Consider the following 16,699-nt stretch of genomic DNA (forward strand, 5'->3'; position numbering starts at 1 on the left):
TTATATGAAGATATATTATGAGTTTCACTAATGGATTAATAACGGCTCCTTGGTTATTTTTAGGGGGAGCGATTTATCTTTTGGCTTTAGGGTTTGCTTTACGCAATACCCCTTGGCGTGTCTTCCTAGATAATAAAACCTTACAGCATATGCTGGGTGGAGCAACCGTTTTATTGGTGGTTCTCTGGTCGATGAGAGCTGGGATTTCACCGGGGTTAGGGATTCACTTTTTAGGCGTGACGATGATGACACTGATTTTTGGTTGGGATCTGGCGATCTTATCAGGGACTGTGGCTTTGTTAAGTATGGGGATCATCGGTAGAGAAAGCTGGGATAGTTTGTTTTTAAGTGGCGTGTGTTCCATTCTTTTCCCTGTGGCTATTACCTGTTTCGTTCATAGGTTTGTGGATAAAAAACTAAGTAAGAACTTTTTTGTCTTTCTTTTTCTTTGTGGCTTTTTCGGAGCCGGTTTATCTTCCGCTGGAGCAGGGTTGCTTGCGAGCTCGGTGTTAGTTTTAGATGGTGTGTACAGTCTGGAAAAGGTTTTCTTAGAGTATCTGCGTTATTTGCCGCTTATTATGTTTCCTGAGGGGCTGATGAATGGGATTATTTTGACCGGGATGTTGGTTTTTCATCCTGATTGGGTGAGAGGCTTTGATGCTAAAGCTTATATTGATGATCAATAAGGTTTGCTTAGTGATTAACGTTTAACGGGACGTTTAGCTAATTTCCGTTGTAAGGTTCTACGGTGCATCCCTAGCGCGCGTGCCGTGGCTGATATATTGCCTTCATGTTCGTTAAGTACTTTCTGAATATGTTCCCATTCCAAGCGATTAACTGACATGGGTTGTTCAAGAACTTCACGCTCAGCATCGGCTTCCACTTGATCTAAGGCGGCTAAGATTTGTTCAGCGTCAGCTGGCTTGGGTAAGTACTGTGTTGCTCCCAGTTTAATCGCTTCTACTGCGGTCGCTATGCTGGCGTAGCCAGTTAGCATTAGAATCCGCATCTCTGTATTTTTTTCTTTCAGGTGAGGAATAATACTTAAACCTGAACTGCCCTCCATTTTTAGGTCGACAGTTGCTAAGTCCGGTATCCAGTTCTCAATCAGCAGTGCTGCATCTTCTGCACTTCGTGCGACTTGAACATCAAATCCTCGGCGAGTCATAGCTCGGGATAGAACTCGAGTAAATGCTGGGTCGTCATCGACAATAAGGAAGTGCTTAGTCATGTTTTTTCCTTATTGGGAGAGTCACTTCTGTTAATGTCCCCCCTTCGGAATGGTTATATAAACGAACATCACCATCATAACGGGCTAGCGTTGTAGCGGTTAAGAATAGGCCAATGCCTAAACCTTTACCTTTAGTGGTAATAAACGGTTTGCCTAAATTATCACTTTGCTCAAGGCTAATACCGGGTCCCCAATCATGAATACGGAAGTAGGTTTGTTGTTGATCCCAATCTAATTCTATTTGAAGATTTTTGGGGTTTGCATCCGCTGCGTTATTGAGCAGATTAAGTAAGGATTGTTTGAGTGATGTAGTGCTGCTGATATAAGGTGCGTCACCTAGTCCCATTACTGTATAGATCTTGCTGATCTCAGGGCGTTGCACCATCAATTGTTCTAAAGTGTCCTCAATAAGCTCAGTTGCCGGTAGCCACTGAGTTGTCGAATGTTCCTCTTTAACACTTTGGGTCATCTGTTTTAGACGATCGGCACAGATCTCCGTTTGTTGATAAAGCAATTGGAGATCTTCTTGTAATTCGGGGTTTTGCTTGTGTTCATATTCAAGTTCTTTTAGTAACACTTGCATAGTGCTCAAGGGGGTGCCGAGTTCGTGTGCTGTACCTGCGGCCATGGTTGCTAGTGATAATAGTTGTTGATCTTGGATATGCCTTTCTCTTTCTTGTTCCAGTTTTTCCTGCTGTTGTTGCATGGATTGTCGCATTCTAACAATGAAGTAAGTAATAACTAACACCGTCAGTAAAAAGTTAATCCACATACCTACAATGTGTATATCAAACAGCTCCATAACACGATGCTGGTGGCTGTTACCTAGTTTGAAAATGGGCTCGTAGTAGAATAGTAAGGAGCTGTAAATAACGACGATCATAAGAGCGATAAGCCACACATATCGTTTAGATAGCGTCGCTGAGGCAATTATAAGCGGGACTAGTAATAAAAAGATAAAGGGATTTGTTGCGCCACCGGTATGAAATAGTAGAGCACCATACAATGACATCTCGGCTATAAGCTGAGTAAAAAATTCTGGTTCAGTAACCGGCCAAGGTGAAAAAAGTCGGGCGTAGGTTATTACGTTTAGAAGGGCTAACGTTCCTAAGGTTGAGCTTATTTTCCAAACATTTAAATCTGCGTGTAAGCCATAAATAGCAAAGATAACAGCAAGACACTGACCAAACAGTGTGACTGAACGAATATAAGAAAGCTGTAATAGATTGTCGCGATGATTAGCCATAAAGATATTATACCCCAGAGAGGGTTAAGTAAGGCGAGGCAAAATGTCGCAGTTAAGCGGTTTTTGCTTGGTGAAAGAGATAGAGAGTCGTTTTTCCTGTGGTGATAGACTTCCTTTATTTTTGGCTGGATATTATAATCAAATTATAATACCCAGCCAACGGAAACGAATATGGAATCTAAAACTGCTCGCTTTACTGTTCTGCTTGATCCAAGAAAAAAGAAAGCTTTTGAACAATTATGTGCGTCGCAAGATTTAACCCCTTCCCAAGTTGTTCGTCAACTTATGCGAGGTTACCTTGAGCAGCATGGCGTTGATTATTTGAGCAAAGCTGAGGATGATAGCTAAACCTCAGACTAATCCTTTTTACCATCAGATTGGTTACTCGTATTTTCAAAGTATTGGCGGCTAGCGTCTAAAAAGTTGTTCATGATTAATCGGTCATCCTGCTTAATGTCGTTCATTTTAAGCAGTTTGCTAATCGCCTGAGTAAAACCACTAAAAAAGTACTCTTCACCTACTAAACTGATAATTCCTGCTCTTTTGAGTTTGCGCTCTACGCGTTTGTTCGCGCCTGACATTAAAACAATGACATTACGTTTCTGTAGGGCAGTAATAACCTCTTCGAGTGTTTGTAGGCCAGTTGCATCGATAAAAGGCACCCATTTTAAACGAATAATTAGGTATTGCGGGTCAGTGTGAGTATTGGCTAGAGAGCGCTCAAGTGTTTCAACTGCACCAAAGAAGAAAGGCCCTTCTACAGAGTAAACAAGCACAGAGTCAGGAAGTTTTTGCGTACCTAAGTGGGTCAGTTCTGCATGAATATCACTAGATTCAGAGACAGACACTTCCACACTGGAAGCCATTCGGCGTAAAAAATGTAAGGTGGCAATAATAACGCCAATATTGACTGCAATAACAAGGTCTGCAAAAACGGTAAGGAAAAAGGTAACCAGTAAAATAACAACATCAGCGCGGGGGGCTTTTGTCATGATTTTTGTGAAGTGTCTGACTTCACTCATATTCCAAGCAACCACAAACAAAATAGCTGAGAGAACGCAAAGGGGAATATCACTGGCTAGTGGCGCTAATAAGACCAAAATAATGACCAAAACAGCAGAGTGAACAATACCGGCAATAGGGCTGTTACCACCGTTACGGATATTCGTTGCTGTTCGGGCAATTGCGCCGGTTGCTGCAAACCCACCAAATAAAGGTGTGAGTACGTTAGCTATACCTTGGCCAACAAGTTCCTGATTTGAGTCGTGTCGTGTACCTGACATGCCGTCAGCCACCACCGCAGACAATAAAGACTCGATTGCGCCAAGCATCGCGATTGTGAACGCGGGGCCAATTAATGAGATCACTTGCGGCCACGTAAACGAGGGTACTTCGAACTCAGGTAGTCCTTGTGGTATCCCGCCAAATGCAGTTCCTATAGTACGTACATCTTCGAATTGAAATATTGCTTGGGTAAGGGTGATAACAATCAAAGCAACTAAAGGACCTGGAACTTTTTTTAATCCAGGTATATGTGCTGTGATAATAACCAAAAATAGGGAAAAAATGGCTAAAGCGGTCGTGGCTAAATGGAAATCGGGTAGTAAGTTGAAGAGGCTGATGGCCTTCTCATGAAAGTGTTGCCCGTCGACTTTAGCTAAGCCAAAAAAATCCTGCCATTGACCAACCCAGATGATGACAGCGATGCCTGCGGTAAAGCCCACAATAACAGGGTCAGGGATAAACTTTATAATGCTTCCTAACTTGGCGAACCCTAATGCAATAAGAATAAAGCCAGCCATTAAGGTGGCTATTTGCAGCCCAGATACGCCATATTCGGCGGTGATTCCCGCCAAAATAACGATGAAAGCACCCGTGGGGCCTGCGATCTGTAATCGGCTTCCACCGAAAATAGAAACCGCCAAACCCGCGATTATGGCTGTATAAATACCCTGTTCCGGCTTGACGCCTGAAGCGATCGCGAATGCCATTGCTAGAGGCAGCGCTACGACGCCAACAATGGTTCCAGCAACAATATTTCTTAACCAGTTTTTATGCGAAAATAGTCCCGCTTGAAAGGCATCTCTGATCGCGATCATATGCTGTATACACTCTAGTAAATCTATTATCATGTGATTATAATAAAATTGTAATGACAAAAGAAGTGATTATCCAAATTTCACCCTAAGAGAGGTCGTAATGAGTCTGCCAAATTGCCCAAAATGTGAGTCTGCCTACGTATATCAAGATCAAGAGATGCTGATCTGTCCTGAATGTGCATATGAATGGAATCCAAATGATAGCGGTGAAGAGGAAGAAGTGACTCTTAAAGACGCAAATGGCAATACGTTGTTAGAAGGGGATAAAGTTACTTTAATCAAGGACTTAAAAGTTAAAGGTTCATCACAAGTTCTTAAAATCGGAACGAAAGCATCCATAAAGCGTTTTGTTGATGGCGATCACGATATTGACTGTAAGGTTGATGGTGTGGGCGATATGATGCTGAAATCTAAGTTTGTGAAAAAAGCGTAGTAATGGTTTTTGAGAGTCGTGTTTAGACTGCTTTTAGATTTTCTTTGCATATGATTTTGGAATGAGATTATTTAGCAAAGCGATCTTAGGGGAAAATGACTTAGCAATGGCATTTTTCTGGATGAAGGCTAGCCAGGTTTATATTGGCTAGCCTTTTTGTTAATTGGCGGGATATTTTAGTATTAGATGTTGTTTAGCAACGGTTTTGATGTCTGATTTTTAGGTAAGCCCAGAGAAATAAGCGCTGTTAAAATAATAAAAGCGCTAGATATCCATAAGCATGCAGCCATTCCAAAATCTTGATAAATCCAGCCCGATAGCACTGTGCCTATCAGTCTACCCATCGCATTGGCCATATAATAAAAACCTACATCTAGTGACACTCGGTCGCCACTGGCATAGCTGACAATTAAATAACTGTGTAAGGCAGAGTTGACGGCAAAGAGCGCCCCAAACGCAAGTAACCCGCTAATCAGAACGATCTGTACATTCCAGTCATAGGTTAAGGCAAGGGCGATAATAGCAGGTGTGATGCTTAGCGCTAATGCCCAAGCAATTGCATACCTTCCATCAGGCATAAGGTCTTTGTTTTTTCCTGTGATTTTAGGGGCAAGGCTCTGAACGATGCCATAGCCGATGACCCAAAGCGCTAAAAAACCGCCCACATACCAATGATCCCAAGCAAAGGTATTGGCAAGGAAAACAGGTAAGGCGACAACAAACCATATATCTCGTGCGCCAAAAAGAAACATACGTGCTGCAGATAGGTAATTAACCGCTCTGCTTTTGGAAAATATAGCTGTGAACTTCGGTTTGCTTTTGGCCTTTCCTAAATGCTGTTTAAGGCTGATTAAGCTCAATATCCATACGCCAGTTAATGCAATGGCCATAGTTAATATGGCACCCGCAAAGCCTAAAAGACTTAGCAATGCACCGCCCAGAAAAAAGCCTATACCTTTTAGAGCATTTTTCGAACCGGTTAAAATAGCTACCCATCTATATAACTGGCTTTCAGTGCTTTTTGAATCAGGAACCAATAATTTAATAGCGCTTTTTGCACTCATTTTATTTAGATCTTTAGCTATACCTGACAGTGCTTGTGCTCCCATAACCCAAGGAACTGTCAACAAACTGGTTGGAACCAGGAGCATCGCGAGAGCGACTATCTGTATAAAGAGACCTATATTCATGGTCCTGTTTAGACCTAGCCTCGCGCCCAGCCATCCGCCAATTAAGTTGGTGATTACGCCAAAAACCTCATAAAAGATGAATAGCATTGCGATTTCCAGCGGGCTATAGCCTAGCCCGTAAAAATACAAAATAACCAACATTCTTAAGGCGCCATCGGTCAGGGTAAATGCCCAATAATTACCCGTGACGATTATATATTGGCGAACTTGAGGGGATAGCTGCGCGAGTAATTGCATCTCAGTTACTCTTTGTCTGAGCGGCCAACGAGGCGAACGAGCTCAACAGTACGATTTGCATAGCCCCACTCATTGTCATACCAAGCATAAAGTTTTACCTGAGTTCCATTCACAACCATTGTTGATAGGGCATCGATAATGCTTGAGCGAGGGTCTGTTTTGTAATCAATTGATACTAAGGGGCGCTCTTCATAACCGAGAATCCCTTCTAACTCGTTTTCGGCCGCTTCTTTGAGTAATTGATTAACTTCTGCCTCAGTTGTGGATTTTCCGATTTCAAATACACAATCGGTTAAAGATGCATTAGCTAATGGAATGCGTACCGCATGGCCATTAAGTTTCCCTTTAAGCTCAGGGAATATATGAGTAATCGCCGTTGCAGAACCGGTAGTTGTCGGTATCAGACTCATGCCGCAAGCCCTAGCACGACGTAGATCTTTATGGGGCGCATCTAAGATGGTTTGCGTATTGGTTATATCGTGAATGGTGGTCATGGAGCCGTGTACTATGCCAAGCTTTTCATGGATAACTTTTACCACTGGAGCAAGACAGTTTGTTGTGCAGGAAGCAGCCGTCACAATTGAGTGTATCGTCTTGTCATATAAGTGCTGATTGACGCCCATAACCACATTGAGCACGCCTTCTTCCTTGACCGGCGCGGTCACAACAACACGTTTTACACCTTGTTTTAAGTAGTCTTGTAGAGCGGCTTTCGATTTCATTTTACCGCTAGCTTCAATGACTACATCACAGTTGGACCAGTCTGTATCAGCGATCGCTTTGTTTTGGGTACAATGGATAGGTTTGTCGTTAATAACTATATCTGAACCTTCAGCGCGGGCCTCATGGTGCCAACGGCCGTGCACAGAATCGAAGGTGATCAGGTGAGCGAGTGTTGCAGCATCACCCGCAGGATCATTAAATTGAACAAATTCTACATCATCCCAATCAAATGCAGCACGAAACGATAGCCGTCCCATACGTCCTAAGCCATTGATACCTACTTTAATCGTCATAAAAACCTCAAATCGAATAACGTCTATAAATTAATGCTAAATGTGTCGAAGTTAATGTGCTGCTTTCTTGTATTGATGCACGATGCTTAACGTCGCTGGTTCACCCTTCGCTTAACCATGCTTGGATTTGTTCTGTATGTGGTATCGAGCCGGAGTGGACGAGTTGCTCATCTACAACGACGGCAGGTGTACTCATTACCCCGTAAGCCATGATAACTTGCGGATCTGTCTCTTTTGTTACATTCACAGAAACGCCTTTTTCAAGCGCAAGTTTGTTGATTAGCTCAGCCGTTTTAGTGCATTTTTTGCAGCCGCTACCTAGTACTTTTATCTGTTTCATAGATCACCTTATAAAAAAGAAGAGAATGCATTAAATAGCCATCCAACCACAGTGAATGACACGAGTAGCAAGAAAAAGACGGTAGCGAGTAGTCGCCACTGCATGACCTGTTTAAGTAGAATGAATTCAGGGAAGCTTGCGGCAACAGTACTCATACAAAAGGCCAGTGTTGTTCCTATAGGTAAGCCATTAATAATTAAACTTTCCATTACAGGAATGACCCCCGTTGCATTGGAATACAGCGGGATCCCTAATAAAACCGCTGCGGGAACTGACCACCATTGACCAGCTCCGAGGTATTGTTCTATCCAGCCGTCGGGAACAAAACCATGCAGCGCGGCCCCCAACCCAACACCGATAATGACCCATTTCCAAACGCGGCCAAAAATCTCGAAAGTTTCATCTTTCGCAAATTGATGGCGTTCTAAAAATGGCATAACTACAGGCATAACTACAGGCATAACTACAGGTGTATCTTCATGTTGAAGCTGATCCTTTTGCTGTCCTTGAGCAAGAGCTTTTGCAGCAAAGGACTGTAACCAGCGCTCCGCTTTAATGCTATCAAGGAAAAAACCACCGATTGTGCCTACGCAGATCCCTATGGCGACATAGAGCAGAGTGAACTTCCAACCGAGCAAACTCATCAGTAGTAAGATCGCTACTTCATTAATTAGTGGTGAAGTGAGAAGGAACGACATAGTGATGCCTAAGGGGATACCTGCTGAGGTAAAACCAAGAAATACAGGTATGCTTGAGCAGGAGCAAAAAGGTGTAATCGCGCCAAAACCTGATCCTAGTAGATAGCCTACACCACGGTTTTTTCCCGAAAGGTAATCTCTAACGCGTTCTATATTTAACGACGCGCGCAGGAGCGCAATAAAGTAAATCATGACGATGAGCAGCGCGAAGATCTTGGTTACATCTTCGATAAAAAAGTGTACGGCATCACCTAATTTTGAATCAGGGGAAAAGTTAAGAATTGAGTAGGTTAGCCAGTCGGCGAGCTGGGTGAATATTGCAAACATTAGTTCTCTCCAAACCAATGTCTAGTGCGGTTAGCGAACCAAACTAGACTCAGCATAACGGGAACTTCGACGAGCACGCCGACCACGGTTGCCAGTGCTGCGCCTGAGTGGAGGCCGAATAGTGAGATTGCGACAGCGACGGCTAATTCAAAAAAATTAGATGTGCTAATCATGCAAGCAGGCGCTGCAATGTTATGAGGAAGCTTCATCTTTTTAGCCCATAAATAAGCAAGGGCAAAAATACCATAGGTTTGAATCAGCAAAGGGATCGCGATTAAAGCGATAACCTCCGGCTGAGATAGGATAGTCTCTGCTTGAAAGCCAAACAATAATATAACCGTTGCTAGTAGCCCGATCATTGACCAAGGTTTCAGACTTGCCAGTAAGGTATTAAGTTTGGAATGGTCGTTTTTGTTGTCAATGCTTCTGCGGGTCAATACTCCCGCAACCAGCGGAATCACAACATAGAGAGCTACGGAGAGAAGAAGGGTGTTCCAAGGCACAGCAATATCGGTAACACCTAGAAGAAAACCGGCAATAGGTGCGAATGCGAAAATCATAATTAAGTCGTTAATTGAAACTTGCACTAAAGTGTAATTGGGATCACCTTTAGTGAGTTGGCTCCAAACAAAAACCATAGCGGTGCAGGGCGCAACGCCTAGCAGAATCATGCCTGCGATATATTCAGTTGCTGTTTGTGGATCTACCCAGCTAGCGAAGAGAACTTTAAAAAACAACCAGCCTAGAAAAGCCATGGTAAAGGGTTTTATTAACCAGTTAACCACTAAGGTCAAGACTAACCCTTTAGGTTTCTTGCCCACATCTTTAATAGAGCTAAAATCAATTTGCACCATCATCGGGTAGATCATGATCCAGATAAGTAGTGCGACGATTAAATTAACATGGGCGAACTCTAGGGTAGCGATAAGCTCGAATAAATTAGGTACTAAATTACCTAAAATAACGCCTGCAATAATAGAAACACCGACCCATACAGATAAGTAACGCTCAAAAATTCCCATTATTACACTCCTTCTTTAAAGCTTATTGTGTGCAGAATACATTTAGATACAACATAAACGTGTGCGTTCAGGCCTGTCTCCCATTTTCTGAAGGCGAAGTTTATCGTCTTCAATAAATGCGGGGTTGCTGTTTAGCGTTTCGGTTAATACATTCAGCGCCCAAGGAGGGAGTTCTGGGTTGATACTATAAAACACCCATTGGCCTTGGCGTCGGTCGGTCAGTAATTCGCAGTTTCTCAATTGGGCTAAATGCCGAGAAATTTTTGGTTGGCTTTCATCTAATGCCTGCATCAGCTCACAAACACATAATTCTTGCTCCGCTTTGATGAGTAGCAGGCAGCGGAGACGGGTTTCGTCTGACAGGCATTTATAAAACTGAGTAGGCTGCATGGATATTTTTGTTTCCTGTTGGATTCTCGATTAGTAAAGATATATGGGAATTAGTATATATGAAAATTCATATATATAAAATAAAGAGTGTAATTTTATCTCATGGCCAGTGTTGGAGTAGTAAGCGTTTATAGGGTGATCTCCAGACAGGTCGGTAGACTTGGGTAAAACATCCCTTTTTTATAGTCTATTAAGCCTTGTGTATAAGAGAGTCTATAGCTTTGGGGATATAAAACCGTCAGGTTTAATAGCAAGCACAGAGCATTGGAGTTGAGACTATTTTCAACTAAGAGGCAGATAATGTTTGGAATTACATGGGGATGAGAGGAAAGCTAAAAAAGCGTATCTATAAGCCTTTGCTTGATTTGAATCGCTTTTGTTAGACGCTCAATTTTAGTCCTACAGATGAAATTCGAGCTCCCTCAGTTTCCTTTACAATAATTTGCACAAACCCAAGCTGAATTCGGTCGCCTACAACGGGGGTGCCGTGGAACTGTTTGGTTAAGTATTGCTCAACGCTTTTCTCTGCACTTATTGGGTCGATCTCAAAGCTATACTCTTTCGCTAAATCAGCCATTTTGGCGTTAGGTAATAAAGCAAACTCACCAAAAAAGCGTTTAGCTTTAAGCTGAGGCGATTGTGTGTCTGGCGCAAAAATACGTCCTAAAGCTGATTTTGCCTCACTTGTTGCTAGAATCATTACTTGGTCTTCAGGGATAAGTTTCTGTTCCTCAGTATTACTTATCAACAGCCCTTGTCTGATAACACCCACCATTTGGCAAGTGTTACTTAAGGGTAGATTGGTAGCTGATGTTCCAATAACGCTGCTTCCTGCTGTTATAGGGTAGATTAAGAGGTCTTTATCTAGGTTATGTTTGATTGTGAGGTGTAAGTAATTTGGCTCAGGTGATGTCGGGGGAAGTTCAACCTTGAGCCATCTCGCCATAGGCGCAATAGTCCAGCCTTGAAGTACCAATGATATAAGTACAACGAAGAAAACAAGATCAAAATAGGTTTGTGTATTCTCTAAACCCGCTAAGGATGGGAACAGCGCCAAAATAATGGGAACCGCGCCACGTAACCCGCACCAACCAATAAAGACCTGTTCGCGCCATGGGAAATGAAAAGGTAACAAAGACATAGCGACAGCTATAGGTCTGGCGATAAAAATAAGCACAAAGGCGATCGCTATAGCGGGAATGATCATGGGTATCATATGGCTTGGCGTAATGAGCAAACCTAACATCAAAAACATACCAATTTGACTTAACCATGCTATTCCATCGTGAAAACGGTGAATCTCATTACTATAAATAAGCGGAGTATTGCCAATGATTACGCCGGCGATAAATATCGCGAGGAAGCCACTGCCATTTAGCAGGTTGGTTACACCAAAGATACAGATACCGCCGGCTAACGCGAGAAGCGGATAGAGTGATGATGGAAGTGGCAAACGTTTAAGTAATTGAGCAACTATATGGCCGCCCGCAAAGCCGAAAGCTAGACCAAGGCCCATTTGGCTGAGTAATTCGCTCGCAATTGTCCAGCCTTCGCTACCGCTATCGCTTAGTTGAAGTAGTTGCACTAAGGTGATCGTTAAAAAGATCGCTATTGGGTCATTGGAGCCTGACTCGATCTCTAAGGTCGCGCTTGTGCGTTTTTTTAAGTCTAAACCTGCGCCTCTTATTAAGCCAAAGACTGCAGCAGCGTCAGTCGATCCAACAATGGCACCTATTAATAACCCATCGAGAAGGGGTAAACCCAAAATAATATGCGCGGCATAGCCGGTTATACCCGCTGTAGCTATTACACCCACGGTGGCTAATGAGAGTGCGGGTTTGAGGCTGATACGGAAGCTCTGTGTTTTTGTGGCGAGCCCACCATCAAAGATAATAATGGCAAGCGCGATATTGCCGAAGAGAAAGGCCAGATTAAAATCGTCAAACTTAATACCACCGATTCCATCTTCCCCTGCAAGCATACCTAATACTAAGAAAACCAATAAAACCGGTGCGCCGATACGACGAGTCAATACGCTGGCAACAACACATAGCATTACAAGTAGACCGGATAAGAAAATGTATTGATAGGTTAGGTCGATGGTCATGCACTTTCCTTATGTGTATTGATACTTTGCGCGTAGGCTGACGCTAGCTAGTTCTGGAAGATAGAAGAATGGATTGTCTTAGACCACGTTTGATGTGCTTTTTTGTGTCCTCTATCTTGGGTGCGCCCTGTATCTATAAAAACTTTATGCAAGAGACCTTCAGGGTTCTGTTTTACAGGTGCTTTTTGACGATAAACCTTAGTGTTATTGAATGATAGTTAGTTCCCTTATCTTACTAAATTTTAGTGGATGATTATCAGTTTATTCTCTTGAATCATTTTATAGCATATGTGATATTCCATATATACTGTAAATCGAATATGTTGTTATGGATTATGTGGGTTTTTTAAACGTTTTTCGGATGATATGCGTATAAAGCGTGACTACCGATCAATCGTCCTATAGGACAGACAACTATTGCTAATTGAATATGAACAGGTGATAGCATTGTTCATAAGCAATATTTTATGTGTACAGCGTTCATTTGATTGCAAGATTAAAAGGCATCGAATATGAGTGAATTAAATCTAGAAAAGGGCACCTTACCTAATGTAGATGATGAATTACTGGATATTCCATCATTTGATAAATGCGTAAGTGCACCGAGTGAACACGCCCCGCGTGTATTATTACTTTATGGGTCGTTACGAGAGCGTTCTTTTAGTCGGCTAGTCATCGAAGAGTCTGCACGCTTACTAACGTGTTTTGGTGCAGAGGTTAAGATCTTTAACCCTGAGGGGTTACCTCAGGTGGATACTGAAGATGAGAATCATCCCAAGGTACAAGAATTACGTGAATTAATGATGTGGTCTGAGGGCCAAGTGTGGTGCTCTCCTGAGCGTCATGGTGCGATGACCAGTATATTTAAAAGCCAGTTGGATTGGGTGCCTTTAAATATGGGCGGCGTTAGGCCGACCCAAGGTAAAACACTTGCGGTTATGCAGGTTTGTGGTGGCTCACAATCGTTTAATGTTGTGAATCAACTTCGCGTGCTAGGTCGTTGGATGCGGATGGTGACTATACCTAATCAGTCCTCTGTGCCTAAGGCTTACTTAGAGTTTGATGAAAACGATAGGATGAAACCGTCGCCTTACTACAATCGTATTGTGGATGTTATGGAAGAGCTGATGAAGTTCACCTTATTGCTACGCGATAATAAAGACTATTTTGTAGATCGTTATTCTGAGCGTGTAGAAAGTGCGGAGCAGGTGAGTGAGCGGGTTAATCAGCGCTCACTATAAATGTGAAGCTTAGGGCTGTGCCCCTTGTTTTTGTTCTACCGTTTACGAATGTAGTCGTGTAAATGGATTTTAGTAAATGATGCCTAGAGATAAACGATGGTTGTTATTCACCACAATCCAGACTGCGGCACATCGCGCAATGTGCTTAAAATTATTCAAGATGCGGGCTACTCACCGGTTGTTATTGAATATCTACAAGAAGGCTGGACTAAAGCCCAGTTGCAAGGCTTACTTGCCGCCGCTGATTTAACCCCACGACAGGCCCTTAGAACAACCAAGTCCCCAGCGGAAGCTTTAGGCTTGCTAGATGAAACTGTCTCGAACGAGGCAATTTTTAGTGCAATGCTAGAGCACCCCATTTTAGTTAATAGACCTATAGTCTGTAGCCCAAAAGGGGTTAAGCTATGCCGCCCCAGCGAAGCAGTGCTTGATCTCTTAGATAACTGGCCCACCGGCCCCTACTACAAAGAGGATGGGCAGCAAATTTTAGATACCTTAGGGCACCGGTTTATTTCGAGCAAGTAAAGCCTTTTTTCTGGGGCCGCCGTTCTACGCTTAACCTTCTGCAATCAAGCTGGTGGGGGGATTTCCTACGTTCAGAGACTCAGTGTTTCTATTTCTGCGAGGCAAGTCGGCTTGATTTCACTGCCTTACAGCTGTATTCGAGGATGGATATAGTCTAGAAACGCAGTAATTCGACTGGAAAGGGTGGTGTTACGGTAGTAGACCGCATGTACCAACTCGCGGTTACTTGGGCTGGTGATATGATTATCTAGCACTTTAACCAGCCGTCCGTTGGCCAAGTCTTCACAAATCATAAACTCGGATAGCAGTGCCAAGCCTTGTCCAGCCAAGCAAAGTTGGCGAATGGTCTCACCGCTGCTACTGCTTAGGGTTGGGGACAGTGCAACATGAGGGGTAAGGGGCCAGCGATTCAGGTGGGGTGCATCGGCAAAGCCAATGATTTTGTGCTGTTCTAGCGCTTCGGGGGTTTCCGGTGTGCCTTGTTGAGCAAGATATGAAGGAGAGGCGACGATATGCAAAGGGCTGCGTCCGAGAAAGCGGGCATGCAAGTTTGAATCCTGTAGGGTACCAATGCGAATGGCCAGATCCGTCTTGCGCTCAATCAGATCAATGATATTTTCATTGGCTACAAGTTCTAACTCGATCTTTGGATAGCACTCACAAAAGCCTGCTACCAGTGGGACTAGCTGGTGCAGGATAAAAGGAGTAGCGGCGTCCACTCTGAGCCGACCTGCCGGTATACCTTTTAAGGTTCTGATCTTTTCTTCCGCTTCTGCCAACTGATGCAGTCCGTTTCTGACTTGCTCGGTAAAAATACGGCCTTCTTCGGTGAGCTCTAGCTTGCGCGTAGTGCGATTCAGCAATGTGCAGTCTAAATCCTTTTCTAGTCGGCTGACAGCGCGTGACACCTTGGCAACTTGAATATCTAGGATGCGGGCGGCGGCTGAGAAGCTGCCGCTATCAATCACGGTTAGCAGAATCTCAAGATCTTCAGTACGGGATATTATTGCCATATATGTAAAGGTATTTTGTCACTGATGCTGTTTTTGTAAAAGATAGCAGTAGGCATACTCCGTAGCAACTAAAACATACAAGGAGATTGAAATGCCTATTGCTCTTTTTGCGCTGACTCTCAGCGCATTTGCAATCGGTACCACCGAGTTCGTGATTGTTGGTTTGGTACCTACTATCGCCCAAGACCTGGGCGTTTCCCTACCTTCTGCGGGACTGTTAGTCAGTCTTTATGCATTGGGTGTTGCTATTGGGGCGCCTGTCCTTACAGCCCTGACTGGGCGCTGGCAGCGTAAAAATGTGCTGCTGATGGTAATGTTATTGTTCGTAGTTGGTAACCTGCTGGCTTGGATGGCCCCTACCTACAGCTCACTGATCACTGCGCGTATCTTGACCGGCTTGGCCCATGGGGTGTTTTTCTCAATTGGATCAACCATCGCAACTAGTTTGGTGCCACGTGAAAAAGAGGCCAGTGCTATCGCTATCATGTTTACTGGCTTGACTGTTGCATTGGTCACGGGTGTGCCTTTGGGGACCTGGATTGGTCAGAACTTTGGCTGGCGTGCGACCTTTATGGTTGTGGCTGCTCTAGGGTTAATTGCGCTGATCGGTAGTGCATTGCTTGTGCCAAAGAATCTCAAACAGGCCCCGCCTGCACGTATTGCCCAGCAGCTAAGCGTATTGACTCAACCACGCCTGCTGCTGGTCTATGCCATGACTGCCGTTGGTTACGGTGGCACTTTTACCGCTTTCACTTTCCTTGCTCCGATTTTGGAACAGGTGTCCGGCTTTGAATCGGGTGCTATAGGCCTAATCATGCTGGTCTACGGTGTATCGGTTGCCGTTGGTAATATTTGGGGTGGTCGTATGGCGGATCGTATGGGGCCGATCAAGGCATTACATATAATCTTTACTGCACTAGCACTTGTACTGTTAGCGTTTACCTTTACTGCCGGAAATCAGATTGCTGCTGTTATCACCATTTTAATTTGGGGAGCCTTTGCCTTCGGTAATGTACCTGGCTTGCAAGTGTATGTAGTTCAGTTGGCAGAGAAGTACACACCGCAGGCAGTTGATGTGGCCTCGGGGCTGAATATCGCAGCGTTCAATGTCGGTATTGCATTGGGTTCGATCCTCGGAGGGGTTGTAATAGAAAGAATGACACTGATGGATACCGCTTGGATTGGAGCACTGATCGTTGCATTGGCACTCGTGCTTACTCGACTGTCCGGTTTTCTCGATAAACGTGACCAACTGCAATTCATCTGAAAACACGAGAATACAAGGGCGAAGCCCTTCTATGTAACCTTCGATGCTGTCTATGTTGAGCAGTTGGCTTCGGAGTCCAGCGGATATCTAGTCTGCAGTGTGGGGCGTCTAGAAAAGGCGGCGTAGCGTTTTCTAGTCGCGATTATACCAACATGGCGTAGTACTTAATGCTTTGCATGGCACAGGTTCAGTTGTACAGTGGAAATGTTCTGCTCAGATGGATGAAAAACTACTCAATCAGATTTATCGGGGTGAACTTAAAGGACCTGATATTCATGTAGTTAGATTCGATCAGTTGCAGAGGGTTTACGGGAGTT

General features: G+C 43.8%; 17 protein-coding genes. 6 read left to right on the forward strand and 11 right to left on the reverse strand.

Annotated elements, in window-relative coordinates:
• The first annotated feature begins 17 nt into the window (after window positions 1-17).
• Window positions 18-686 (forward strand): energy-coupling factor ABC transporter permease, encoded by a 669-nt coding sequence (locus A3774_RS08400; RefSeq protein ID WP_067866137.1) that lies wholly within the window; start codon window positions 18-20, stop codon window positions 684-686.
• A gap of 14 nt (window positions 687-700) precedes the next feature.
• On the opposite strand, the gene A3774_RS08405 is transcribed toward A3774_RS08400, so the two are convergent.
• Together A3774_RS08405 and A3774_RS08410 are read right to left on the reverse strand one after the other, a co-directional pair.
• Window positions 701-1,231, reverse strand: a complete 531-nt coding sequence (locus A3774_RS08405; protein ID WP_067866140.1) for a response regulator transcription factor — start codon at window positions 1,229-1,231, stop codon at window positions 701-703.
• Window positions 1,224-2,477: an ATP-binding protein gene (locus A3774_RS08410; protein WP_067866142.1), complete on the reverse strand. Its 1,254-nt coding sequence runs from the start codon at window positions 2,475-2,477 to the stop codon at window positions 1,224-1,226. Before A3774_RS08410 ends, A3774_RS08405 begins: the two co-directional genes overlap by 8 nt.
• A 171-nt stretch (window positions 2,478-2,648) precedes the next feature.
• Between A3774_RS08410 and A3774_RS08415 the strand changes: the two genes are divergently transcribed.
• Window positions 2,649-2,825, forward strand: a complete 177-nt coding sequence (locus tag A3774_RS08415; protein WP_067866145.1) for a CopG family transcriptional regulator — start codon at window positions 2,649-2,651, stop codon at window positions 2,823-2,825.
• Window positions 2,826-2,833: 8 nt separating this feature from the next.
• On the opposite strand, the gene A3774_RS08420 is transcribed toward A3774_RS08415, so the two are convergent.
• Window positions 2,834-4,576 (reverse strand): SulP family inorganic anion transporter, encoded by a 1,743-nt coding sequence (locus A3774_RS08420; RefSeq protein ID WP_067866147.1) that lies wholly within the window; start codon window positions 4,574-4,576, stop codon window positions 2,834-2,836.
• Window positions 4,577-4,676: 100 nt separating this feature from the next.
• On the opposite strand from A3774_RS08420, the gene A3774_RS08425 reads away from it, so the two are divergent.
• Window positions 4,677-5,009, forward strand: a complete 333-nt coding sequence (locus A3774_RS08425; protein WP_067866149.1) for a zinc ribbon domain-containing protein YjdM — start codon at window positions 4,677-4,679, stop codon at window positions 5,007-5,009.
• 182 nt (window positions 5,010-5,191) lie between these two features.
• Here the strand turns inward: A3774_RS08425 and arsJ are convergent, their stop codons facing one another.
• The 7 genes from arsJ to A3774_RS08460 all read right to left on the reverse strand — a co-directional run bounded on the left by arsJ (window position 5,192) and on the right by A3774_RS08460 (window position 12,336).
• Entirely contained in the window at window positions 5,192-6,436 is a 1,245-nt protein-coding gene (gene arsJ, locus A3774_RS08430; protein WP_067866151.1) for an organoarsenical effux MFS transporter ArsJ, read from the reverse strand.
• A gap of 5 nt (window positions 6,437-6,441) precedes the next feature.
• Window positions 6,442-7,452, reverse strand: coding sequence for an ArsJ-associated glyceraldehyde-3-phosphate dehydrogenase (locus A3774_RS08435; protein WP_067866153.1), 1,011 nt, complete (start codon window positions 7,450-7,452; stop codon window positions 6,442-6,444).
• A 100-nt stretch (window positions 7,453-7,552) separates the two neighbouring features.
• Window positions 7,553-7,792 (reverse strand): thioredoxin family protein, encoded by a 240-nt coding sequence (locus A3774_RS08440; protein ID WP_067866155.1) that lies wholly within the window; start codon window positions 7,790-7,792, stop codon window positions 7,553-7,555.
• Window positions 7,793-7,800: 8 nt separating this feature from the next.
• Window positions 7,801-8,817 carry a permease gene (locus A3774_RS08445; protein ID WP_067866157.1) on the reverse strand — a complete coding sequence of 339 codons (1,017 nt, stop codon included), beginning with the start codon at window positions 8,815-8,817 and terminating at the stop codon, window positions 7,801-7,803.
• Window positions 8,817-9,839: an ACR3 family arsenite efflux transporter gene (arsB, locus tag A3774_RS08450; protein ID WP_067866159.1), complete on the reverse strand. Its 1,023-nt coding sequence runs from the start codon at window positions 9,837-9,839 to the stop codon at window positions 8,817-8,819. The genes A3774_RS08445 and arsB overlap by 1 nt, the downstream gene beginning before the upstream one ends.
• A gap of 42 nt (window positions 9,840-9,881) precedes the next feature.
• Window positions 9,882-10,229: a metalloregulator ArsR/SmtB family transcription factor gene (locus A3774_RS08455; RefSeq protein WP_067866161.1), complete on the reverse strand. Its 348-nt coding sequence runs from the start codon at window positions 10,227-10,229 to the stop codon at window positions 9,882-9,884.
• Window positions 10,230-10,608: 379 nt separating this feature from the next.
• Window positions 10,609-12,336, reverse strand: a complete 1,728-nt coding sequence (locus A3774_RS08460; RefSeq protein ID WP_067866164.1) for a potassium/proton antiporter — start codon at window positions 12,334-12,336, stop codon at window positions 10,609-10,611.
• 512 nt (window positions 12,337-12,848) lie between these two features.
• Between A3774_RS08460 and arsH the strand changes: the two genes are divergently transcribed.
• On the forward strand, window positions 12,849-13,577 hold the full coding sequence (gene arsH, locus A3774_RS08465; protein ID WP_067866167.1) for an arsenical resistance protein ArsH: 729 nt from the start codon (window positions 12,849-12,851) through the stop codon (window positions 13,575-13,577).
• Window positions 13,578-13,673: 96 nt separating this feature from the next.
• Window positions 13,674-14,102 carry an arsenate reductase (glutaredoxin) gene (arsC, locus tag A3774_RS08470; protein WP_067866169.1) on the forward strand — a complete coding sequence of 143 codons (429 nt, stop codon included), beginning with the start codon at window positions 13,674-13,676 and terminating at the stop codon, window positions 14,100-14,102.
• A 125-nt stretch (window positions 14,103-14,227) separates the two neighbouring features.
• Here the strand turns inward: arsC and A3774_RS08475 are convergent, their stop codons facing one another.
• Window positions 14,228-15,115: a LysR family transcriptional regulator gene (locus A3774_RS08475; protein WP_067866171.1), complete on the reverse strand. Its 888-nt coding sequence runs from the start codon at window positions 15,113-15,115 to the stop codon at window positions 14,228-14,230.
• A gap of 91 nt (window positions 15,116-15,206) precedes the next feature.
• On the opposite strand from A3774_RS08475, the gene A3774_RS08480 reads away from it, so the two are divergent.
• The gene (locus A3774_RS08480) at window positions 15,207-16,382 is read left to right on the forward strand and encodes an MFS transporter (protein WP_067866173.1); all 1,176 of its coding nucleotides are present in this window, start codon (window positions 15,207-15,209) and stop codon (window positions 16,380-16,382) included.
• Window positions 16,383-16,699 lie beyond the last annotated feature (317 nt).

The sequence above is a fragment of the Neptuniibacter marinus genome (assembly GCF_001597725.1).
GTDB lineage: Bacteria > Pseudomonadota > Gammaproteobacteria > Pseudomonadales > Balneatricaceae > Neptuniibacter > Neptuniibacter marinus.